Source organism: Halofilum ochraceum (assembly GCF_001614315.2).
Taxonomy (GTDB): domain Bacteria; phylum Pseudomonadota; class Gammaproteobacteria; order XJ16; family Halofilaceae; genus Halofilum; species Halofilum ochraceum.
Genome location: NZ_LVEG02000011.1, coordinates 1 through 21,259 on the forward strand (window position 1 = coordinate 1; position 21,259 = coordinate 21,259).

Sequence of the window (21,259 nt, forward strand, 5' to 3'; positions counted from 1 at the left end):
GGCCCCAGGGGGCCTGCGTCGGGTCGGCGATAATGGATTCGTTGATAATGGCTTCTGGAACAGCAGCGTTCATCGTGGGTCTTTCTCCGTATTTCGACGAGCGCCGTTGGAACATGGGCCGGTACCCGAGCCTGGCGGTTCGCGCGGGGCGAAGGCCGTTGCAGCGCTCCTCGGGTCCGGTTGCTGCGATCCGGACGGGCATTGCCGTCCGGATCCTTTGTGGCGACGGCGACGTTCAGACGTCCCCTGTCGCCTGTTCGGTTCAGGCCGTGGCCGGGATGTCGGCGGCCTCGCGCAGGACGGCCGCCTTGTCCGTGTGCTCCCAGGGCAGATCCACGTCCTCGCGGCCGAAATGCCCGTAGGTCGCCGTCTGCGCGTAGATCGGGTGACGCAGATCCAGCATCTTGATCAGGCCGTACGGGCGCAGATCGAAGTGCTCGCGCACCAGCGCCTCGATGCGCCGGTCGTCGATGGCGCCCGTGCCAAAGGTATCGACACTGACCGAGGTCGGCTCGGCCACGCCGATGGCATACGAGACCTGGATCTCGCAGCGCTCGGCGAGACCCGCCGCCACGATGTTCTTGGCCACGTAGCGCCCGGCGTAGGTTGCCGAGCGGTCCACCTTGGACGGGTCCTTGCCCGACATCGCGCCGCCGCCGTGGCGTGCCATGCCGCCGTACGTGTCGACGATGATCTTGCGGCCCGTGAGGCCGCAGTCGCCCACCGGACCGCCGATGACGAAGCTGCCGGTCGGGTTGATGTGAATCTTCTCCGCCGGCGTCGAGGCCAGCCACTCCGCGGGCAGGGTGGGCTTGATGATGTGCTCCATCACCGCCTCGTGCAGGTCCTTCTGCGAGATGTCTTCACTGTGCTGCGTCGAGAGGACCACCGCGTCGATGCCCACCGGGCGCCCCTCGCGGTAGCGGAACGTGATCTGGCTCTTGGCGTCCGGGCGCAGCCAGTCGAGCTCGCCCGATTTGCGCACCTCGGACTGGCGCCGCACGAGCCGATGGGCGTAGGTGATCGGCGCCGGCATCAGGACGTCCGTCTCGTTCGAGGCGTAGCCGAACATCAGGCCCTGGTCGCCCGCGCCCTGGTCCTCGGGCTTGGCGCGGTTGACGCCCTGGGCGATGTCGGGCGACTGCTTGCCGATGGCGTTGAGGACCGCGCAGGTGTTGCCGTCGAAGCCCATGTCGGAACTCGTGTAGCCGACATCGCGCACGGTCTGGCGCACGACCTCTTCCAGGTCGACCCAGGCGGTGGTCGTCACCTCACCGGCGACCAGTACCATCCCGGTCTTGATCAGGGTCTCGCAGGCGACCTTGCCGTGCGGATCCTGGCGGATGATCTCATCGAGTACGCGGTCCGAGATCTGGTCCGCGATCTTGTCCGGATGGCCTTCCGAAACCGATTCCGAGGTAAACAGGTAGTCGCTGCTCATGGTCTCAAACTCTTCCTGGTCGGGCCGGCGCGTGGACCGGTGCGGGAGTTGCTGTCAAACGCAAAGATCAGCCGCGCATTGTCAAGTGTCCGGCGGGTTGTGTCCAGCCGGCGGCCTCAACGCGCGCTCATCAGCGTCTGCAGTTCCCGCTTCTCGTCGGCGCTCAGTGTGCGTTCCCGGGCCGCTTCGAGCAGGGCGCCGCGGCGGGCGCGACGAACCTGTTCGCCCAGGCGCTCGAGCGTATCGTCGAACTCGCGCGCCAGGGCCTGATCGCGGTCGCTCTCGGCGTCGGTGGCGAAGGGCCAGGACGCCAGTCGCTCCAGGTGCTTCTGCTCCGAGGTGTCGCGATACGCCTCGATGAGGCGGGCGGTGGTGACATCGGGCGTGGCCCGGATGCGTTCGCGCAGATCGGCCAGCAGTCGGCTGCCGGGTTGATCGGCAGCGAGCGCTGGATGGTCATCCGGCAGGCGTTCGGCGAGTCGCGGGTTCTGAATGAGCAGACCGATCGCGGTACGCATCGGGGTCATGCGGATGCCGCTGGCCGCGCGTCGCCGGGGTCCTTCGCTTCGTTCCGGGGCGCGCTTCGATCCGGCGTCGCCGGTCATGTCGGCCCGCAGCCGTTCCGGCGACAGACCGACCTGTGCCGCCAGGCGGTCGATGAGGAGGTCGTGATACACGCCCGCGGGCATGGTCTTCAGCAGGGGGGCCGCTTCGGATGCCAACTGGGCGCGGCCGCCGACGCTGGTGGTGTCGATCCCGGCGCGTAGCCGTTCGATCAGGAAATCGGCCAGCGGTTTGGCCTGCGCGAGGCGGTCCTCGAAGGCCGCGCGGCCCTCGGCCCGGACCATGCTGTCCGGGTCTTCCCCTTCGGGCAGGAACAGGAATCGCGCCTCGCGGCCGTCGGTCAGCACGGGCAGCGTGTGGGTCATGGCGCGCCAGGCCGCCTGCCGTCCCGCTTCATCGCCGTCGAAACAGAACACGATCTCGCGCGTGACGGAGAACAGGCGCTCGGCATGGGCCTGGCCCGTCGACGTACCGAGGGTGGCGACCGCGTAATCGATGCCGTGCTCGGCGAGCACGATGACATCCATGTAGCCCTCGACGACGACCAGCCGTTCGGGGTCGCGGCGCGCGCGGCGCGCCTCGTAAAGGCCGTACAGCTCCCGCCCCTTGTGGAATACCGGCGTTTCGGGAGAATTCAGGTACTTGGGCGTGCCGTCGTCGAGGACCCGGCCACCGAAGGCGATCGTACGCCCGCGGCGGTCCCGGATCGGATACATGACCCGGCCGCGAAAGCGGTCATAGGTGCGGTTGGCATCGTTGCGGTTGACCAGCCCCGCGCGCAGCAGATCGTCCAGCGAGCCCGCGTTGGCCTCGTCGATCAGGTGACTCCAGCCCGGTGGGGCGTAGCCGAGGCCGAAGCGTTTCGCCGTGGCACCGGAGATACCGCGCTGGCGCAGGTACTCGATGGCCTCGTTGGCCTGGCGGAGTTGGCCCTGGTAGAACCGGTCGGCGGCGGCGAGTGCCGCATAGAGCCGCTCGAGCCCTTCGTCCTCGCCGGCGCGTCCGCCGCCGCTGCGCGGCACCTCGATACCGAGTTCGGAGGCGAGGGTTTCCACGGCCTCGACGAACTCCACCCGGTCGTACTCCATGACGAACCCGAGCGCTGAACCGCCCGCCCCGCAGCCGAAACAGTAGTAGAACTGCTTCGTCGGGCTGACCGTGAACGAGGGCGTCTTCTCCTCGTGGAAGGGGCAGCAGGCGACATGATTGCTGCCCTGTTTCTTCAGGGGGACGCGAGCGTCCACCACGTCGACGATATCGACGCGGGCAAGCAGGTCATCGATGAACGACTGCGGGATGCGACCCGCCATGGTGACCCCGGTTCTGGAGAAAGGAGAAGGCCGTGCCGCAGTGTACTGCCGCGCGTACCCAACAGGCCACAGGCAGGCGCCGCGCGGTCACGGGGTTCGGGTCAGTCGCCGAACCGCTGGTTCAGCAGGCCCGCGGCGGCCGCTTCGATCGCGCGGGGCAGGCCTTCACCGGCTTCCGCGATCCGATCGAGATCGTCGTCATCGAGGGGCAGTTCACTCTCCAGCCCGGCAGCGCGCAGTCGCTGTTCGATATAGGGGCCGATCCGCTGGCGTTGCATGGGCCGAACGGCGGTGGCCACGATCCGTCCCGCGTCGAGCTGGCGCGACTGCAGGTTGGCGACACGCAGCTCGAAACGGGAGGAGGCGGCGAGCAGGATCCGGAAACGACCGCCGAGGGCCGTCTTGAGGCTGTCGTGCGCGGCCAGCAGGTGATTCAGTTCCTCGTCGCCCAGGGCGTCGGCATCATCGATAACGAGCACGGCCGGACACCCGTCCGCGACCACCGAGCGCAGTTGTCGGGCGAGTTCGCGGAAGCACTCGCTGAGGTCCTCCGGGACCGGCCGCACCAGTACCCGGAGCATATCGATGATCGTGCGCTCCGCCGTCAGGGAAGACGCACCGCGAACGACGAAGAAGTGGTAATCGGCGGCATGCTGGGTCATCAACTGGATCAGGAGCGAGGTCTTGCCGGATCCGGCCTCCCCCTTGAGCAGGGGCACCATTTCGCCGCTGCGAAGCTGATCCGCCAGCGCGTTGACCTGCATCTCTACCGCATGATCGACGAACAGCGCGTCGGGCGCGGTCTGTTCGGGGAACGGCTGGCGATCGAGGCCGAGGGCGAACCGGGCACCCGCGTCGAGTGTCCGGTCGCCGTCGGCTGCGGCCTCCGCGAGGTCGAGGGTGTCACCCTCTCCCGGGAGCAGGCGCGCCACGAGGTCGCGCAGGGAACGGCCGGTACCCGCGGTCATGCTTCTGGTGCCCCCGCGTCCGTGGGCGTGCCGAGCTCGACCGCGAGCGCCTCCGGGGCATAGTCGTCGACAACGCGGGCGGCGCCGATCGCGTCCATAAGAACCAGGCGGATCTTCCCGTGACGCGCCTTCTTGTCGCCAGCCATCAGTTCAAGCATACGCGGACCTTCGATCGGTGGTGGCTCCGTCGGCAGGCCCGCGGCGCGAAAGATCGACTCGGTCCGCTGGCGTGCGTCCGTCGCCAGCATCCCCAGGCGTTCCGATACCCGGGCGGCCATGCACATGCCGGCGGCGATCGCTTCGCCGTGGAGCCACGAGTCGTAGCCCGTGGCGGTCTCGATCGCGTGGCCGAATGTATGGCCGAGGTTCAGCAGCGCGCGTCGATCCTGTTCGTATTCGTCCGCCGCAACGATCGCCGCCTTGTTGCGGCAGGACTGCTCGATCGCATGCCGGAGTGCAGCGGGATCGCGGGTCAGCAGTGACGCGATCGCCTGCTCGAGCCACTCGAAAAAGGGGCGGTCCGCGATCAGTCCGTACTTGATCACCTCCGCAAGTCCGGCGCGCAGCTGGCGGTCGTCAAGCGTATCCAGGGTGGCCGTGTCGGCGATCACGCAGCGGGGCTGGTGGAAGGCGCCGATCATGTTCTTGCCGCGCGGGTGGTTTACGCCGGTCTTGCCGCCGACCGAAGAGTCCACCTGGGCGAGCAGGGTGGTCGGCACCTGTATGAACGGGATACCACGCTGGTAAATCGCGGCGGCGAAACCGGCCATATCGCCGACTACGCCGCCGCCGAGGGCGACGACCGTGGACTGGCGGTCACACCGGTTGTCCACTGCGGTGTCGAGCACGCGCTGGAGTACCTCGAGATTCTTGAAACGCTCACCATCGGGCAGTACACACTCATGGATCCGTGTTTCCCGGCCCAGAGCCTTGCGCAGACGGGCCAGCCACAGCGGCGCAACCGTCTCGTTGGTGACGACGATCACGCTCTCGCCTTCGATCCGGTCGGCGAGTGAATCTTCCGTCAGGATATCGCGGCCGATCCGGATCGGATAACGCCTCGATCCGAGCTCGACGTCGACGGTGGTAAGGTTCATGCGCATGTCCGCTCAGAGAGTGACCGAATCCGCCGCATCGCCCGCTGGGCTGCGTCCGGCCGGCAATGACGCCATCACCGGGATCGCAGTGGTGAGCCCGGGTCGGTTCAGTCTTCGTGCGTTTGGATCCGCTGCAGCAGTCGATCGGCTGTCACTGCACTGCGGCGACCGTCGGTATCGATCACGAGCGCGGCGGCCGCCCGGTACAGCGGATCCCGCTCCCGTTGAAGGCGTTCCAGTGTAGCGCGCCGATCGCCGGCCTGCAGCAGGGGGCGGCGCTGGTCGTTGCGGGTGCGTCGCAGCTGTTCATCGACCGTCGTGGCCAGGTAGACCGTGAACCCGCGCGTCGAAAGGTGTTCCCGGTTCTCGGGGTCGAGCACCGCGCCGCCGCCGGTCGCGAGCACGATGCCGTCGCGCTGGGTCAGCTCATCGATCATGGCCCGTTCCCGTTGGCGGAATCCGGCCTCGCCCTCGAAATCGAAAATCGTCGGGATATCAACGCCTGAGCGCACCTCGATCTCCCGGTCGGAGTCCAGGAAATCGAGGCCCATGCGCCGTGCCAGCAGGCGGCCGATCGTGCTCTTGCCGGCCCCCATCGGGCCGACGAGGAATACGCGCCCGGGAGAGGAAGCGGAATCCGTCACGCCGTAATCAGTAATCGAGGTCGGCCTGACCCTTTACGATCTTAGGCGTAACGAACACCAGCAGTTCGCTCTTGTCGTTCTCGCGTATGGTCGACTTGAACAGTCGGCCGACCACCGGGAGATCGCTGAAGAACGGAACCCGATTGACGCTGTTGTTCTTGTCCTGCTCATAAATCCCGCCCAGGACGACCGTCTCGCCATTGTCGACCAGCACCTGCGTCTGCAGCTCCCGGGTATCGACCGACGGCACGTTGGCGAAGATCTGGCCGACCGAGTCGCGCGTGATCGCCAGGTCCATGATTACCCGATCATCCGGCGTAATCTGCGGGGTTACCGTCAGTGACAGCACGGCCTTTTTGAAGGACACGCTGGTAGCGCCACTCGAACTCGCTTCCTGATAGGGGATTTCGACACCCTGTTCGATGACCGCTTCCGACTGGTTCGCTGTAATCACCCTCGGCGTAGATATGATCTCGCCGCGCCCTTCGGCCTGCATCGCCGACAGTTCCAGTTCCAATAGACTGCCGAAAGGCAGCTCGGCCAATGCCAGCCCGATCGAGCCCGCGGGATTGGTCACCGGGAGATTGACGTTGTAGTCACCCGTGACGGGGGTCGGATTATTGCTGATCGCGTTGCCGCTCGCGGGCGGCACCGTGCCGGAGACAGCGGCCCGCTCATTGGTCGAGCTCCCGCTGACACCAAAGCGCACGCCCAGTTCGCGGTTGAAATCGTCGTTCGCCACCACGATGCGGGACTCGATCAGGACCTGGCGAACCGGTACGTCGAGGCGCGACACGAGCTGCCGGGCCTGCTCGAGATTGCGCGAGGTGTCGCGCACGAGCAGCGTGTTGGTGCGTTGATCCACGGTCACGCTGGCGCGGTCCGAGAGCAGGCTCGTGCCTTCGGACTGCATGATGGACGCGAGGTCCGCGGCCTTCGCGTAGTTGACCTGGATATATTCGGTCCGCAGTGGCGCAAGCTCCTGCTTCTGCTGCTCCGCCTGAAGCTCCTGTTGTTCGCGCTGGGCAATCTCCTGCTGCGGCGCGATGAAGATCACATTGCCGTTACGCCGCTGCGCGAGCCCCTCCGTCTGCAGGATAATATCCAGGGCCTGGTCCCACGGCACATTCTTCAGGCGCAGCGTCAGGGTCCCGCCGACGCTGTCACTCACCACGACGTTCAGGCCGGTGAAATCGGCGAGCAGCTGCAGGACCGAGCGGACCTCGATGTCCTGGAAATTCAGGGAGAGCCGTTCACCCGTATACTCCGGCTTCTCCTCTTCACGCTCAGCGATCTCTTCCTCGGTAAGCGGTTTCAGTTCGACCGTGAGGCTCTTGTCCGATTGATAGGCGAGCTGCTCGTAGTCTTCGGTGCGGGGGATAATGCGGATCCGTCCGTTTTCGCCGCGCTGCATGATGTCGACGTACTGCACGGGTGTGGCGAAGTCCAGCACGTCGAGACGCCTGCGGAGCTTTTCGGGAATCCGGGTTCCGGGGAGTTCGACGACGATCTCGCCGCCCTCACGGTTGATATTCACCGGCACCTCGGGGTTGCTCAGATCCACCACGATCCGGCCCTGACCTTCTTCGCCGCGGCGGAAATTGACGTCTTCGATGCCTTTGCCGGTCGCCGAGCCGCTGGCGCCCGTATCACCGAACGGCTCGCCTGATGTCCCGCCAGTGTCCGCGGAGGCCGTGGTCGTGGTGCCGCCGCCGTCGCCGGCGGTCGCTGTTCCGCCCTGATCGCGGCCACCAATGGTGATCACGATATTGCTGCCCTCCGTGCGCGTCTGGTAGCGGGGCATCTCGGAGAGGTTGAGCACCACGCGCGTCCGACCCTTGGACTCGGCGATATTGATGGAATCGGTGACACCCGTGTCGACCGCGATGGAGCGTTTGCCGGTCCGGTTACGGGTGTCCGGCAGATCAAGGGCGATCCGGGCGGGCTCCTGGATGCTGAACGTGCGTGGGTTCGCGACCGGTTGATCGAGTTCGAGTCGCATTTCCAGCCGGTTGCCGGGGAGTACGGAATAATCGATGGCGCGCAGGCTGTTGCCGGTTCCGGACTCTCCCTCTTCGGCCGGGGCGCCGATCGGGGCCAGCGCCAGCAGTGCCAGTGGCAGAAGCCACAGCATGCGTGGCCGGGTAGAGCGTGCGCGGCGACGAAACTCGATCATGGCCTTCTCCGGGATTCTATTCTTCGCCGAGGCTCAGCGCGGCCTCGCGTTCCATCCAGTCGCCCTGACCGTCGGGTACGATCTCGAGCACTTCGATTCTTTCGGCCGAGAGTTCCGTGATACGGCCATAATTCTGCCCCAGGTAATTGCCCTCCTGGACGCGATGAATCACGCCTTCCGGGGATTTGACGAGGCCCCACTCCTGATCGCCCTGGCCGAGGGTGCCCACCATTTCGAGACTGTCTAGCGGGAACTGTTCCAGTGGTTCCTTGGGGCGCGACGTGTCCGGCGCGAGACCGGAGTCCGATTCCGTCGCGGCCTGTTCCTCCGCAGTCATCCCGAACCCTTCCGACGGCCGGAACGGATCGCGCAGCTCGGTCGGATCGTAGGTGAAGCTCTCGTAGGGCTCGAACTCGGGGATTTCTTCGATCTGGCCGCCGGGGCGCTGCTTGGTTTCTTCGACATACTCGCGCAGATCCGACATGTCGTCGGAACAGCCGGCGAGCACGAGCAGCGTCAGCAATGGCAGCCATCGGGTCCGTGTCGAGCGCAGTGCCGGATTCAATTTCCGTTCCCCCCGCCACCTTCTTCCAGATACCGGTAGGTCTTGGCCTGGAGTTCCATCGAGAGGTCGACGTTCTCGCCGGTACCGTTGGCATTACCCGAAGGCTTGATCGCGATATCGTGCAGCGTAACGATCCGTGGCAGCGAGGCGAGGCCCGACACGAAGTTGCCGAATTCATGGTATGTGCCGGCGACGCGCAGTTTGATCGGATACTCCGCGTAGAACTCCTGCTGCCGCTCGTTTCCCGGTTCGAAGTACTTGACCTCCAGCCCCGCAGCGACGGAAGTCTGCGACAGATCGACCAGCAGGCTTTCCATGTCGGTCTCGTCGGGGAGTTGGCGCAGCATGGCGCCGAATGACTCCTCCATCTGCGCCAGCTGCTTCTTATAGGCCTCGAGATTCGCCGCGCGGCTCTGCTTTTCCTCGAAGGTCTCCCGCAGTTCCTGCTCCGTGCGCTCCGCTTTTTCGAGCGTCTCGAACTGCGGCCGCACGACGAACCAGCCGATCGCGCCCAGTATCGCGATTACCAGGGCCAGGATCACCGCGATCTGCACGGGCTTGGGGGCGGTGCCGATCTTGCGCAGGTCCTGGACATCCAGGTTGTTGAGCTTCTGGATCGCCTCACCGACGTCCATCAGGAACTACCCCCGTCGCCATTGTCATCCTCCGCGTCCGGGACAGTCTGCGCGAGATTCAGCGTGAAGCGGCTGATCTGGTCATCGTCTTCGGACTGGATGATCTGGAGTTCCGGATCGGTCAGCCAGGGCGAGGCGTCCAGTCGACGCATGTAGGACGATACGCGCGCGTTCGATTCGGCGCGGCCATTGACGCTGAGTTTGTCGCCTTTCTGCGTGACCTGCGTCAGGTATACGCCGTCGGGCAGCGTGTCGGCGATCTCGAAGAACAGATGAACGATCTGCGGCCGCCGCTGCTGCAGGCGCTGGATTACGTTCATGCGCGCGACCAGCTGACGCCGGGTAGATTCGAGTTCCTCGATCTGCTCGATCTCTTCCTGCAGGACCGCGATCTGCTCCTCGAGATAGTCGTTGCGCTCGCGCTGGTAGTCGATCATGCCGTTGACGTGATACCAGGCGTAACCGCCGACCGCGACCGCGAAGAGGGCGGCCAGAACCGCCTGGCGGGCGAACTCCTGGGTGAGCTGGCGGCGGCGTTCTTCGCGCCAGGGGAGGAGGTTGATGCGGGCCATGTCAGTCGAACCCCCGCACGGCCAGGCCGAAGGCGATCATCAGTGATGGTGCATCGGTCATCAGTCGCTGGCGATTGATGCGGGAGCCGAGCGCCACCTGCTGGAACGGGTTCGCGACCACGGTGGGCGTGCCGATATGCGCCTCGATGAATTCGTCGATGCCGTCGATCGCCGCGCAGCCGCCGCAGAGCAGGATCTGGTCGACATTCTCGAAATCGCTCGATGAGAAGAAAAACTGCAGAAACCGACTGACCTGCTGGGCCATCGTGTTCTTGAACGGCTCCAGGACTTCCGGCTCGTAGTTGTCGGGCAAGCCGCCCTGTTTCTTTACGCGGCCCGCATCTTCATAAGAGAGCCCGTAACGCCGCATGATCTCTTCGGTGAGCTGCTTCCCGCCGAACGGCTGCTCGCGGGTGTACACGAGTTCGCGGTCATTGATCACGTTGAGGCTGGTGACCGTCGCACCGACATCAATCACCGCGACCGTGCGGTCGATGCCGCCATCCGGCAGCATTTCCGGCAGCGCCTGACACGCGTGCTCGATCGTGTACGGCTCGACGTCCACGGCCTTCGCCGTCAGGCCCGCCAGCGCGACCGCGGAGGAGCGCATCTCGACGTTCTCGCTCTTCGAGGCCGCGAGCAGTACGTCGACCGTTTCCGTATTGTCCTCGCTGGGGCCGAGCACTTCGAAGTCGAGATTGATCTCCTCCAGCGGGTAGGGAATATACTGTTCCGCCTCGATCTGGATCTGGGCCTCCATGTCCTCCTCGCCGAGCGTGGCGGGCATGGTGATCACCTTGGTGATGACCGCCGAGCCCGGAACGGCGACCGCCGCGTCCTTGACCCGCGTGCCGGCCTTCTTCACGGCATTGCGGACCGCCTCGCCGACCGCCTCGACGTCCTGGATGACCTTCTCGGCAACGGCCTCGGAGGGAAGCGGCTCGACCGCGTGACTATCGACGCGGAAGCCGCTGCCGGTCCGGCTCAGTTCAAGCAGCTTGACCGAGGTCGAGCTGATGTCGATGCCGAGAATCGGTGATTGTCTGGATTTGAAAAGGAACAATGGGTTGTCCGGTTATTCTCGTCCATTGATTTGGCAATGATAGTAAGTCGGTTTAATTCTTGATCGCAACTTTTTCAAATTACTACATTATCCGGGATTCAATGTCCAGCGACCCGGTCACGGTTTTGTCACCCCGCCTTACGGCCCCGTCCGCCCGCACCCCGAATCCGCCCGGTCCGTCGGTCGGCCCGTGCGATGCACCGTGTCGTTCCTTTATACTCGGCCCGCCCCGTCGCCGCCGACGACTCTAGCACGTCCGAGATTACATGACCGCGCGTTCCCGATTCTTCTTGCGCCTCGCCAAATGGCTCACCGCAATGGCATTTGCCGGCTTCACGGCCGGTGCGCTGCTGCTGGGCGGCCTGTACCTCTATCTGTCGCCGCGACTGCCCGACATCGATCAGTTGCGCGATGTCCAGTTGCAGGAACCGTTGCGCGTTTATACGCGCGACGCCGAGCTCCTCGCCGTATACGGCACGCAGCGCCGTATCCCGCTGGAGATCGAGGCGATCCCCGAGCCCGTGCGCAACGCGTTCATCGCCGCCGAGGACGACCGGTTCTACGAGCACCCGGGCGTCGACTGGATGGGCATCGTCCGTGCGGCGTGGAATCTGGTCCTGACGGGCGAGAAGACGCAGGGCGGCAGCACCATCACCATGCAGGTCGCGCGCAACTTCTTCCTCTCGCGTGAGCGGACATACCTGCGCAAGATCAACGAAATCTTCCTCGCCCTCAAGATCGAGCGCGAGATCTCCAAGGACGAGGTCCTTGAGCTGTACCTGAACAAGATCTACCTCGGCAAGCGGGCCTATGGGGTCGCCGCCGCCGCTCAGGTCTATTACGGCAAGGACGTGGACGAACTCACGGTCGCGGAGATGGCGATGATCGCCGGTCTGCCCAAGGCGCCGTCGACCTTCAACCCGATCGCCAACCCCGAGCGGGCGCGGCAGCGCCGCGACTATGTGCTTGGCCGCATGCGGGCGAACGACATGCTCGATGAGGCCGAATACGAGCGCGCGCTGCGGACCTCCGTGACGGCGACGACCCACAGCGCCCCGCTGGCGGTGGACGCACCCTATGTGGGCGAGATGGCGCGCCTCGAGGCCGTGCAGCGCTTCGGCGAGGACGTCTACACCGGCGGTTATCGCGTCTACACCAGCGTCGACGCGTCGCGTCAGCGAGCGGCGCAGGATGCGCTCCATACCGCGCTGCTCGATTATGAGCGGCGGCGGGGCTACACCGGACCCATCGGCACCCTGGAGAATGACCGGCTGCCGGGGCCGGAGGAACTGCAGGCGCGCCTGGGCGCCGCCGCACGCGGTGCCCTCGGCGATGTTGCCGAGGGCCTGCCGATCGATGACGGTCGTATGGGCCCGGTCGAACTCGACCGGGAACTGGCGGACAGGGGTGCTGCGGGACCGCTTGAACCGGCCGTGGTGTTGGCGGTGTCCGGGGAGGATGCGACCGTCTACCGCCGGGAAGGCGGGCTCGGGCGGATCCCGTGGGACGGTCTCAAGTGGGCCGCGCCGCGCCGTGAGAACGGCGGCACGGGTTCATCCCCGGAGAAGCCGGCGGATGTGCTCGCGGTCGGGGATATCGTGCGCGTAATGGAGCGTGACGGTACCTTGCGCCTCGCCGAGAAACCGGATGTCCAGGGCGCGCTGGTGGCGCTGGATCCGCAGGACGGGGGGATCCGCGCGCTGGTTGGAGGCTTCTCGTTCGAGGGGAGCAAGTTTAATCGCGTTACTCAGAGTCGCCGGCAGCCGGGTTCCGCCTTCAAGCCGTTCATCTACTCGGCGGCACTCAATGACGGGTTCACGCCGGCCACGCTCGTCAACGACGCGCCCGTGGTGTTCGATGATCCGGCGCTTGAAGATACCTGGCGTCCGGAAAACTACAGCGGCCGCGTGTTCGGGCCGACCCGTCTGCGCGAAGGACTGGTCTATTCGCGCAATCTGGTCTCGATCCGGGTTCTCCTGTCGATCGGAATCCCGTACGCCATCGATTACGTCCAGCGCTTCGGCTTCCCGGAAGAGCAGTTGCCGCGGGATCTGACTCTGGCCCTCGGCAGCGCAGCGCTGTCGCCGCTGCAGGTGGCGACCGGTTACGCGGTATTCGCGAATATGGGGTTCCGCATCGAGCCCTATCTCGTGACGCGCATGGCGACGAGCGACGGCGAGGTCGTCTACCGGGCGAATCCGGCGCGCGCCTGTCTCGAGCCCTGTGAAGCGCGTGAGGAAGCCGAGGAGCGCGCCGAGCGCGAAACCGAGGCGGCCGGCGAGCCAGAAGGCAAGTCGCTCGATGAGCAGGATCGGCCCACGGAACTCGACGCGGTGGGCGTGCCCGACCGCAACGTGGAGCCCGGGCCTCGTTTCGCCGAGCGTGTGATCCCCGTGCAGAACGCCTACATGGTGCGCAGTTTCCTGCGCGACGTCGCACGTCGTGGTACCGCTCGCGGCACGCGCGTGCTCGGCCGCGACGATATCGCCGGCAAGACCGGCACGACCGACGATCAGCTCGACGCCTGGTTCTCCGGGTTCAACAGTTCACTGGTCGCGACCGGCTGGGTCGGCTATGACGAGATGAAGTCGCTCGGGGCACGCGAAACCGGTGCCCGTGCCGCGCTGCCGATGTGGATCGATTTCATGCGCACGGCGCTGAAGGGAACGCCGGAAACATGGCCCGAGTTGCCGTCGGACATGGTCACCGTGCGTATTGATCCCGAAACGGGCGAGTATGCAGGCGCGGGCTCGCAGGGTGCCGTTTTCGAGATCTTCCGCAGCGACAATGCCCCCGAGCCGCCGCCCGAGGGGACCACCAGCAACGGTACCGGCTCTGGCGACGGCGGCAACGGCGAGGACCCGCTGTTCTGAAGCCTTTGAGGGCTGGAGGTGCGGTATGACGCGAGCGCGGCGGCGTGGTCAGGGACGCACCCAGGGCGCGCCACGTGGGGCCCTGGCGCAGCAGCGCGCGGAGGTCGCCCGTGTGGCTGCCCGCCTGATGGCGGAAGAGGGCGTCCATGGTTTTTCCGAGGCCAAGGCGCGGGCAGCTGACCAGCTTGGCATCCAGGGCCGGCAGGCGCTGCCCCGCAACGACGAGGTAGAGTCAGAGATCCGGGCCTGGCAGGCGCTGTTCCAGGCGGACGAGCAGCCAGTCTGGCTTGCGCGGATGCGCCGCACGGCACTTGACGCCATGGATCTGCTGACGGACTTCACCCCGCATCTCGCCGGCTCCGTGCTGCGCGGAACGGCGCCACAGGATGCCGAGGTCACGCTGCACCTGTTCACGGAGCCCCCGGAACGGGTCGCCACCTTCCTGCTCGATCGCGGTATCCCCTGGGAACTCGACGCCTGGGTGGGTCGCTTCGGTCGTGGCGAGGTGGAACTGCCGATGTACCGCATCATGCCGGGCGGCCAGCCCGTGCGCCTGATCGTCTTCCCGATCGAAGGCCCCCGCGAGGCCCCGCGTTCCCCCGTCGACGGCAAACCCATGGCCCGCGCCAACCGCGCGCGGGTGGCCGAGCTGCTCGCTGCGGAAGACCCGGAAAATCGTGAGGAACCACGAATGAACACGAATGGACACGAATAGTTCGGTCCGGAAATGGGATGCTTCTGGAGCTTCGCTGGCGTCGGGTTGGCATCCGACGGCGCGCATGCAGGGTTACGAGCGGAGTGCTGCAAAGGTGGGAATAATTACTACCTGACTGAGTTTCGCCGGCCACCATTGGGGGCAATAGCCGCCCTGGGGCGGATCGTATAGGCGTTAACCACCTGCCGAAGGTCTAACCCAACCCCAGCAAGCCATTCGTGTTTATTGCTCGGCGCATCCATGCGCCTCGCCCCTTCGGGGCTGGCGCGATGATTCGCTCCCGGCGAATCATTCGTGTTCATTCGTGGTTCTATCAGCCGTACTCCAGCCCTTGACCGTCTCCACCATCGCAGCGACGTGCTCGGGGTCGATGGCGGGATGGACGCCGTGGCCCAGGTTGAAGACGTGGCCGGGGGCGTCGCCCGCGCGGGTGAGGACGTGGTGGGTTTCGCGGGCAATGGTGTCGGGGGAGGCGTACAGCACGCAGGGGTCGAGATTCCCCTGCAGGGCGACCCGGTCGCCCACGCGCCGGCGCGCATCGCCGATATCGGTCGTCCAGTCGAGGCCGAGGGCGTCGGCGCCGGTGGCCGCCATGTCCTCGAGCCACTGGCCGCCGTTTTTCGTGAACAGGATTACCGGTACCGGGCGCCCATCGGATGCTCGGGTCAGGCCGGACACGATTCGCTGCATGTACGCTAGGGAGAAGCTGCGGTATGCCTCGGGCGAGAGGGCGCCGCCCCAGGTGTCGAAGATCTGCACGGCCTGCGCGCCGGCGGCAATCTGGGCATTCAGATACGCGGTCGTGGCGTCCGCGAGTACGTCGAGCACACGGTGCAGGAGGTCGGGGCGGTCGTAGAGCATCGCCTTGATGGTGGCGAAGTCCTTGGAACTGCCACCCTCGATCATGTAGGTCGCCAGCGTCCACGGGCTCCCCGCGAAGCCGATCAACGGCACCCGGCCGTCCAGCGCCTCGCGGGTCTGCCGCAGCGCGGCCATCACGTAGCCGAGCTCGATCTCCGGGTCGGGGGCCGCGAGGCGTTCGACATCGCGTTCGCTGCGCACGGGATCGCTGAAGCGCGGCCCTTCGCCGGAAACGAAATGCAGCCCCAGTCCCATCGCGTGCGGGATGGTGAGGATATCGGAGAAAATGATCGCGGCGTCGAGCCCGAACCGGTCGATCGGCTGGAGGGTGACCTCGCAGGCCATGTCGGGGTTCTGGCACAGGGTCAGGAAGTCCCCGGCACGCTCGCGCACGGCGCGGTATTCCGGCAGGTAGCGTCCCGCCTGGCGCATGATCCAGACCGGCGGCCGGTCGACGGGTTCGCGCGCGAGTGCGCGCAGCAGGCGGTCGTTCCGCAGCTCGGTCATGGTGTGGTCGCGATGGGTGGCGGGTACGCCCCGGCCGGGGTCAGCCGAGGCGGGCTTTTACTCGGGCGCTCACGGCGCTCATGTCGGCTCGCCCCTGTACGCGGGGTTTGAGCTCCGCCATGACGCGTCCCATGTCCTTGATCGAGGCGGCACCGGTTTCCGCCACCGCCTCGTCGATCATGTGATCGAGGTCAGCGTCACTGAGCGGCTCCGGCAGATACTCGGCGATCACCGCCAGCTCGGACTCTTCCTGCTCGACGAGGTCGGTGCGGTCGGCTTGCGAGTATTGCGCGATCGATTCGCGATGGCGCTTGGCCATCCGGTCCAGCACCTCGAGGACCTGATCGTCGCCGAGTTCGGTCTGGTCGTCGATCTCACGCTGGCGAATGGCCGCGTGCATCATGCGCAGCGTGCCAAGGCGGGCCTTGTCGCCGCCCTTCATCGCCGCCTTGATGTCGCCGGTCAGCCGTTCCTTGAGCGAAGTGGCGGACACGCCAGCCGCCCTCAGTAAAGGCGAACGCGGCGCTGGGCTTCCTTCGCCAGCTTCTTCTGGTGCCGTTTGATGGCGGCCGCACGCTTGCGCTTGCGCTCCGCGGTCGGCTTTTCGTAATACTCGCGGCGGCGCGTCTCTGTCAGAATACCCGCCTTCTCGCAGGAACGCTTGAAGCGCCGCAGTGCGACCTCAAAGGGTTCGTTGTCGCGTACACGTACCGATGGCATGGATCCGGATCACCCCTTCAACCAAATGGTGCCCATGGATCGGACGGCAGACCCGTCCGGGCGTAAGCTGTCAATGATACCACGCTGGAGCGCGGAAACAATGCAGGTGAATGGCGATCGATGCGCGCGCGCTGTCCCGGGGCCTTCATCGCCGCTTGGGCGGCGGGGCTGATCCGGTGCGCGTACTCGGTATCGAGACTTCATGCGACGAGACCGGGCTGGCGGTGTACGACAGCGCGCACGGCCTGCTGGCGCATGTGCTCCACAGTCAGGCCTCCGTGCACGCCGATTTCGGCGGCGTCGTCCCGGAGCTCGCGTCGCGCGACCATATCCAGCGTCTGCTGCCGCTGACGCGCCGGGTGCTGGCAGAGGCCGGTCTGGAGGAGGCGGCCATCGACGGTGTCGCCTACACGGCGGGGCCCGGTCTGGTGGGCGCCCTGCTGACCGGGGCCGCCTTCGCGCAGGGGTATGCCTGGGCGCGGGGCCTGCCCGCGATCGGCGTCCATCACATGGAGGGTCACCTGCTGGCGCCCATGCTCGAGCCCGAGACGCCGGACTGGCCGTTTCTCGCCCTGCTGGTCTCGGGCGGACACACCCAACTGGTCGCAGTCGATGGGCCAGGCGCATACCGTCTGTTGGGTGATACGGTCGACGACGCCGCCGGCGAGGCCTTCGACAAGACCGCGCAGCTGCTGGGCCTCGGCTATCCCGGTGGGCCGGCGGTCGCGGAGGCGGCGCGCAATGGCCGCGAAGGCGCGTTCCGGTTCCCGCGGCCAATGACCGACCGGCCGGGTCTCGACTTCTCGTTCAGTGGCCTCAAGACCGCGGCCAGGCTCGCCCTCGAGCGCAGCGACGCGGGTGCCGAGGCGCGTGCGGATATCGCGCTCGCGTTCGAGCAGGCCGTCGTCGATACGCTCGTGATCAAGTGTCGGCGCGCGGCCGATGCCACGGGCCTTCGGCGCCTGGTGATCGCGGGGGGCGTCGGTGCCAACAGCCGATTGCGGGAGACGCTGGCCGAGCGTCTGGCGGACGTGGAACGGTTTTTCCCGCGCCTCGATTTCTGCACGGACAATGGGGCGATGATCGCCTATGCGGGTGCGATGCGGCTGCTGGCCGGTGAACGCACGCCACAGCGTGTGGGTGCCCGGGCCCGCTGGCCGCTCACGGAGCTCGAACCGCCCGGGGTGGTGGCCTGATGGCTTCAGCGTTTCCCGAGCAGGTCGCGGATGTTGGCGCGGTGGCGCCAGAACAGCAGAACCGAGACGGCGGCGGCCACGAGGACGAGCGGCGGCTGGTGCGTGGTGACGCCGACATAGACGGGAGCCAGGGCAAAGGCCGTGAGGGCGGCGGCCGCCGATATCCGGATGAGCGCCCAGGCAATGCCCCAGGTCGCCACGGTCAGCAGCCCGGCAACCGGAGTGGCGACAAGCAGCGCGCCCAGCGCCGTGGCCACGCCTTTGCCGCCACGGAAGCCGAAGAACACCGGATACAGATGGCCGAGGAATGCGGTCGCCCCGGCCAGTGCCTGCACCAGCGGTTCGGCGTCCAGGGTCCGGGCAAAGGCGACCGCGAGCGCACCCTTGGCGACATCCCCGGCGAGCGTGAGCACGGCGGCATCCCGCCCCGCGAGGCGCAGCACGTTGGTTGCTCCGGGGTTGCCCGAGCCGCCGGTACGTGGATCGGTACGCCCCATCAGCCGGCAGCAGATGATCGCGGAGGAGAGCGACCCGAGCAGGTAGCCACAGATCAGCAGGACGGCGAGCGACAGGGCGTCGGCGGGCAAGGCGGGCGCTCCGGGGTGCGGGAAGTGGTGCGCCATTCTAGCGTCGACCGTCGGCGCCGTCCCGTCGCCGTGCTCATCGCCTCGTGATGAGTGCGGACGGGCATACGCCGCTGGTGCTTCTCCATGGCTGGGGTATGGGCCCGGAGGTCTTCGCCGATTGGCGTCCGTGGCTGGAGCCGCGTCGCGAGGTTCGCTGTCCGGCCTGGTCCAGGCGCCTTGAGCCATCCGGCAGCAGCCATCCCGGTGAGCCCCTTGCCGCGACCGCCGCGTCTGTCGCAGATGGCGTGGATGGTCCCGCGCACTGGGTCGGCTGGTCGCTGGGCGGCCTGATCGCCCTCGCCGCCGCCCGGGTGAGGCCCGCGGCCGTCGGTCGTGTGACCCTGATCGCGGCGACCCCGCGCATGTCGGCCGCCCCCGGCTGGCCCGGAATCGATCCACTCGAACTGGAGCGATTCCGGTGCGAACTCGAGCGCGAGCCCATGGCGACGCACGACCGGTTCCTGACGCTCCAGGTCCGCGGAAGCGAGGGGGCGAGGTCCGTGTTGCGAACGCTGCGCCGCGCTGTCGCCACCGATGGCCTGCCTTCCATGGAGGTCCTGCTGTCCGGCCTCGACCGGCTGCTGCAATCCGATCTGCGATCCGATCTCGACGCGTTATCATGTCCGGTGGACGCCGTCCTCGGGGGCTGCGACGCGCTGGTGCCGCCCGCCGTGGCCACATGTCTCGAGGCGCTGGACGTGCCCGCACGGGTCATCCCCGGTGCGGGACACGCGCCGTTCATCTCGCACCCGAGCGTCGTGACCGACGCTGTACTGGATACTGGAGTAACGTCTTGACCGAGCCGCACGCCGAATCGCTCGACCCGAGGGCGGTGCGGCGCGCCTTCGAGCGCGCTGCTGCTACGTACGACGACGCGGCGGATCTGCAGCGCGAGACCGCTGACGAATTGCTCGATCGCCTCGCCGCCGTGAAGATCGAGCCGGAGCGCGTGGTCGATCTCGGCTGCGGCACCGGCCATGCGCTGCAGGGCCTGCAGAAGCTGTATCGCGGTGCCGAGGTGATCGGCGTCGATTTCTCGCATGCGATGGCGGCCCGTGCGCGCTCCCGGCCCCGTGGGAGTGCGCGCCTGCGCCGGCGTCCGCTGGCGATCTGTGCAGACATGGAGAGCCTGCCGCTGGCGGACGCGAGCGTCGACGTCGTGTTTTCGAGCCTGGCGTTTCAATGGGCCCGTGATCCGGTCGCGCTGTTCGGCGAGGTTCGCCGTGTGCTGCGCCCGGACGGCGCGTTCATGTTCGCGAGCTTCGGCCCGGATACCCTGTTCGAGCTGCGCGCCGCCTGGGCGGAAATCGACGACCGCGTGCATGTCAGCCAGTTTCCCGATATGCACGATATCGGCGATGCGATGCTCGGGGCCGGTCTGGTCGATCCGGTCATGGACGTCGATCGCCAGCGAAGGGCCTACGAAGATCTGCCGACGCTCATGCGCTCGATCAAGGCGATCGGCGCGCAGAACGCCGCGCATGGCCGCCCGCGCGGCCTGACCGGCCCGGGCGTGCTGCGCCGCCTCGAGAGCGCCTATCCCGACCGTACCGGCGACGGGCGGCCGATGGCCTCGTGGGAACTGGTGTATGGTCATGCGTGGGGCGCGCAGATTCCGCGTCCCGGCTCGGGTACCGCACAGGAATTTCACATCCCGCTCGAATCGATCGGGCGTGCCCGTACGAACCGGGGAGATTGAGCGGGACAGGGGCATGCGCTAGCATTCCCCGCTGGACGAGCGTGGCCCGCCGCGCATCGCGACCGCAAGACGACTGTCCGGACGCTGTCCGGGGACCGGATTCCGGGTCGCGAGCGATAAGGCCGGGGCCGGAATCCCGCCGCGCCGGCCGGTGCAGTGCCGGATCTGACGAATACGCTGGAGAACCTGGATATGCGGCCATTCACCACGAGGGCAGCCGCTTGCATCGGCATCCTGTTCGGCGCGACCGGAACGGCGCACGCCGACTGGGCGGTGAACATGCCCCGGGGCGTCACGCCCATCAGCCGCGATGTGTACGACCTGCACATGCTGATCTTCTGGATCTGCGTGATCATCGGCGTGTTCGTTTTCGGTCTGATCTTCTGGTCGATCCTGCGCCACCGCAAGTCGCGCGGCGCGGTCGCCTCGCAGTTCCATGAGAGCACGACGGCCGAGATCGCCTGGACCATCGTGCCGTTCCTGATCCTCGTCGGCATGTCCGTCCCGGCCGCGAAGACGCTGGTCGATATGGAGGACAGTTCCGGCTCCGATCTGACGATCACCGTGACCGGCTATCAGTGGATGTGGCATTACGAATACGTCGGCGAGGACGTCGAGTTCTACAGCAAACTGTCGACGCCGCGGACCGCGATCGCGAATATCGATGAGAAGGACGAGGACTATCTGCTGGCGGTGGACAACCGTCTGGTCGTGCCGGTCGGCAAAAAGATCCGCTTCCAGCACACCTCGGACGACGTGATCCACTCGTGGTGGGTCCCGGAGCTGTCAGTGAAAAAGGACGCGATTCCGGGGTACGTCAACACGAATTGGGCCCGCATCGATGAACCCGGCGTCTACCGCGGCAAATGCGCCGAGCTCTGCGGCCGCGGTCACGGCTTTATGCCGGTAGTGGTCGAGGCGCTGCCGCAGGATGAGTTCCAGCAGTGGCTTGAAGAGAAGAAATCCGGGCAGCAGGCGGCCGCCGGTCAAGGCGCCGACAGCGTCGCCAGCGTGAGCGGGCAGTAAA

General features: G+C 66.7%; 20 protein-coding genes and 1 riboswitch. Of the genes, 6 read left to right on the forward strand and 14 right to left on the reverse strand.

Features of this window, described 5'->3' with window-relative positions; genetic code table 11:
• Window positions 1-91: 91 nt before the first annotated feature.
• A riboswitch (S-adenosyl-L-homocysteine riboswitch) is annotated at window positions 92-178 on the reverse strand.
• An 84-nt stretch (window positions 179-262) separates the two neighbouring features.
• From metK to A0W70_RS11130, 10 genes are all read right to left on the reverse strand, one after another.
• Complete coding sequence (metK, locus tag A0W70_RS11085) at window positions 263-1,441, reverse strand: methionine adenosyltransferase (RefSeq protein WP_070989217.1); 1,179 nt, start codon at window positions 1,439-1,441, stop codon at window positions 263-265.
• Window positions 1,442-1,557: 116 nt separating this feature from the next.
• Window positions 1,558-3,315, reverse strand: coding sequence for a DNA primase (dnaG, locus tag A0W70_RS11090; protein WP_070989218.1), 1,758 nt, complete (start codon window positions 3,313-3,315; stop codon window positions 1,558-1,560).
• Between the two features lie 101 nt (window positions 3,316-3,416).
• On the reverse strand, window positions 3,417-4,283 hold the full coding sequence (locus A0W70_RS11095) for an AAA family ATPase (RefSeq protein WP_070989219.1): 867 nt from the start codon (window positions 4,281-4,283) through the stop codon (window positions 3,417-3,419).
• A complete protein-coding gene (aroB, locus tag A0W70_RS11100; RefSeq protein ID WP_083330980.1) occupies window positions 4,280-5,380 on the reverse strand; it encodes a 3-dehydroquinate synthase in 1,101 nt (366 codons plus the stop codon). The genes A0W70_RS11095 and aroB overlap by 4 nt, the downstream gene beginning before the upstream one ends.
• A gap of 107 nt (window positions 5,381-5,487) precedes the next feature.
• On the reverse strand, window positions 5,488-6,024 hold the full coding sequence (aroK, locus tag A0W70_RS11105) for a shikimate kinase AroK (protein WP_425402602.1): 537 nt from the start codon (window positions 6,022-6,024) through the stop codon (window positions 5,488-5,490).
• A 7-nt stretch (window positions 6,025-6,031) separates the two neighbouring features.
• Window positions 6,032-8,200 carry a type IV pilus secretin PilQ gene (locus A0W70_RS11110; protein ID WP_245675869.1) on the reverse strand — a complete coding sequence of 723 codons (2,169 nt, stop codon included), beginning with the start codon at window positions 8,198-8,200 and terminating at the stop codon, window positions 6,032-6,034.
• A 16-nt stretch (window positions 8,201-8,216) separates the two neighbouring features.
• Window positions 8,217-8,765 (reverse strand): pilus assembly protein PilP, encoded by a 549-nt coding sequence (locus A0W70_RS11115; RefSeq protein ID WP_245675870.1) that lies wholly within the window; start codon window positions 8,763-8,765, stop codon window positions 8,217-8,219.
• On the reverse strand, window positions 8,762-9,400 hold the full coding sequence (locus A0W70_RS11120) for a type IV pilus inner membrane component PilO (protein ID WP_070989222.1): 639 nt from the start codon (window positions 9,398-9,400) through the stop codon (window positions 8,762-8,764). Before A0W70_RS11120 ends, A0W70_RS11115 begins: the two co-directional genes overlap by 4 nt.
• Window positions 9,400-9,972, reverse strand: coding sequence for a PilN domain-containing protein (locus A0W70_RS11125; RefSeq protein WP_070989223.1), 573 nt, complete (start codon window positions 9,970-9,972; stop codon window positions 9,400-9,402). Before A0W70_RS11125 ends, A0W70_RS11120 begins: the two co-directional genes overlap by 1 nt.
• Before the next feature lies 1 nt (window position 9,973).
• On the reverse strand, window positions 9,974-11,035 hold the full coding sequence (locus tag A0W70_RS11130) for a pilus assembly protein PilM (protein WP_070989224.1): 1,062 nt from the start codon (window positions 11,033-11,035) through the stop codon (window positions 9,974-9,976).
• Between the two features lie 266 nt (window positions 11,036-11,301).
• Between A0W70_RS11130 and A0W70_RS11135 the strand changes: the two genes are divergently transcribed.
• Window positions 11,302-13,908, forward strand: a complete 2,607-nt coding sequence (locus tag A0W70_RS11135) for a penicillin-binding protein 1A (RefSeq protein WP_070989225.1) — start codon at window positions 11,302-11,304, stop codon at window positions 13,906-13,908.
• A 25-nt stretch (window positions 13,909-13,933) separates the two neighbouring features.
• Window positions 13,934-14,623: a hypothetical protein gene (locus A0W70_RS11140; protein WP_070989226.1), complete on the forward strand. Its 690-nt coding sequence runs from the start codon at window positions 13,934-13,936 to the stop codon at window positions 14,621-14,623.
• 288 nt (window positions 14,624-14,911) lie between these two features.
• On the opposite strand, the gene hemE is transcribed toward A0W70_RS11140, so the two are convergent.
• From hemE to rpsU, 3 genes are read right to left on the reverse strand one after another with little or no spacing between them, the layout of a single operon-like run.
• Entirely contained in the window at window positions 14,912-15,991 is a 1,080-nt protein-coding gene (gene hemE, locus A0W70_RS11145) for a uroporphyrinogen decarboxylase (protein WP_070989227.1), read from the reverse strand.
• Between the two features lie 40 nt (window positions 15,992-16,031).
• Entirely contained in the window at window positions 16,032-16,484 is a 453-nt protein-coding gene (locus A0W70_RS11150) for a GatB/YqeY domain-containing protein (protein ID WP_070989228.1), read from the reverse strand.
• Between the two features lie 11 nt (window positions 16,485-16,495).
• On the reverse strand, window positions 16,496-16,711 hold the full coding sequence (rpsU, locus tag A0W70_RS11155; protein WP_070989229.1) for a 30S ribosomal protein S21: 216 nt from the start codon (window positions 16,709-16,711) through the stop codon (window positions 16,496-16,498).
• Between the two features lie 176 nt (window positions 16,712-16,887).
• Between rpsU and tsaD the strand changes: the two genes are divergently transcribed.
• Window positions 16,888-17,907 (forward strand): tRNA (adenosine(37)-N6)-threonylcarbamoyltransferase complex transferase subunit TsaD, encoded by a 1,020-nt coding sequence (tsaD, locus tag A0W70_RS11160; protein ID WP_070989374.1) that lies wholly within the window; start codon window positions 16,888-16,890, stop codon window positions 17,905-17,907.
• A gap of 5 nt (window positions 17,908-17,912) precedes the next feature.
• Here tsaD and plsY read toward each other — a convergent pair whose 3' ends face one another.
• A complete protein-coding gene (gene plsY, locus A0W70_RS11165; RefSeq protein WP_245675871.1) occupies window positions 17,913-18,494 on the reverse strand; it encodes a glycerol-3-phosphate 1-O-acyltransferase PlsY in 582 nt (193 codons plus the stop codon).
• An 86-nt stretch (window positions 18,495-18,580) separates the two neighbouring features.
• Between plsY and A0W70_RS11170 the strand changes: the two genes are divergently transcribed.
• The 3 genes from A0W70_RS11170 to coxB all read left to right on the forward strand — a co-directional run bounded on the left by A0W70_RS11170 (window position 18,581) and on the right by coxB (window position 21,258).
• Window positions 18,581-19,330 (forward strand): alpha/beta fold hydrolase, encoded by a 750-nt coding sequence (locus tag A0W70_RS11170; protein ID WP_070989230.1) that lies wholly within the window; start codon window positions 18,581-18,583, stop codon window positions 19,328-19,330.
• Window positions 19,327-20,232 carry a malonyl-ACP O-methyltransferase BioC gene (bioC, locus tag A0W70_RS11175; RefSeq protein ID WP_070989231.1) on the forward strand — a complete coding sequence of 302 codons (906 nt, stop codon included), beginning with the start codon at window positions 19,327-19,329 and terminating at the stop codon, window positions 20,230-20,232. The genes A0W70_RS11170 and bioC overlap by 4 nt, the downstream gene beginning before the upstream one ends.
• A gap of 192 nt (window positions 20,233-20,424) precedes the next feature.
• Window positions 20,425-21,258, forward strand: a complete 834-nt coding sequence (gene coxB, locus A0W70_RS11180) for a cytochrome c oxidase subunit II (RefSeq protein ID WP_083330982.1) — start codon at window positions 20,425-20,427, stop codon at window positions 21,256-21,258.
• The last annotated feature ends 1 nt before the right edge of the window (window position 21,259 follow it).

Bases quoted from the DNA above. Each gene is read 5' to 3' on its own strand.
- A0W70_RS11095 (WP_070989219.1), bottom strand. From the start codon at position 4,283: ATGACCGCGGGTACCGGCCGTTCCCTGCGCGACCTCGTGGCGCGCCTG.
- A0W70_RS11120 (WP_070989222.1), bottom strand. From the start codon at position 9,400: ATGGACGTCGGTGAGGCGATCCAGAAGCTCAACAACCTGGATGTCCAG.
- rpsU (WP_070989229.1), bottom strand. From the start codon at position 16,711: ATGCCATCGGTACGTGTACGCGACAACGAACCCTTTGAGGTCGCACTG.
- aroB (WP_083330980.1), bottom strand. From the start codon at position 5,380: ATGAACCTTACCACCGTCGACGTCGAGCTCGGATCGAGGCGTTATCCG.
- A0W70_RS11110 (WP_245675869.1), bottom strand. From the start codon at position 8,200: ATGATCGAGTTTCGTCGCCGCGCACGCTCTACCCGGCCACGCATGCTG.
- metK (WP_070989217.1), bottom strand. From the start codon at position 1,441: ATGAGCAGCGACTACCTGTTTACCTCGGAATCGGTTTCGGAAGGCCAT.
- coxB (WP_083330982.1), top strand. From the start codon at position 20,425: ATGCGGCCATTCACCACGAGGGCAGCCGCTTGCATCGGCATCCTGTTC.
- A0W70_RS11125 (WP_070989223.1), bottom strand. From the start codon at position 9,972: ATGGCCCGCATCAACCTCCTCCCCTGGCGCGAAGAACGCCGCCGCCAG.
- A0W70_RS11170 (WP_070989230.1), top strand. From the start codon at position 18,581: ATGAGTGCGGACGGGCATACGCCGCTGGTGCTTCTCCATGGCTGGGGT.
- hemE (WP_070989227.1), bottom strand. From the start codon at position 15,991: ATGACCGAGCTGCGGAACGACCGCCTGCTGCGCGCACTCGCGCGCGAA.
- dnaG (WP_070989218.1), bottom strand. From the start codon at position 3,315: ATGGCGGGTCGCATCCCGCAGTCGTTCATCGATGACCTGCTTGCCCGC.
- A0W70_RS11135 (WP_070989225.1), top strand. From the start codon at position 11,302: ATGACCGCGCGTTCCCGATTCTTCTTGCGCCTCGCCAAATGGCTCACC.
- A0W70_RS11140 (WP_070989226.1), top strand. From the start codon at position 13,934: ATGACGCGAGCGCGGCGGCGTGGTCAGGGACGCACCCAGGGCGCGCCA.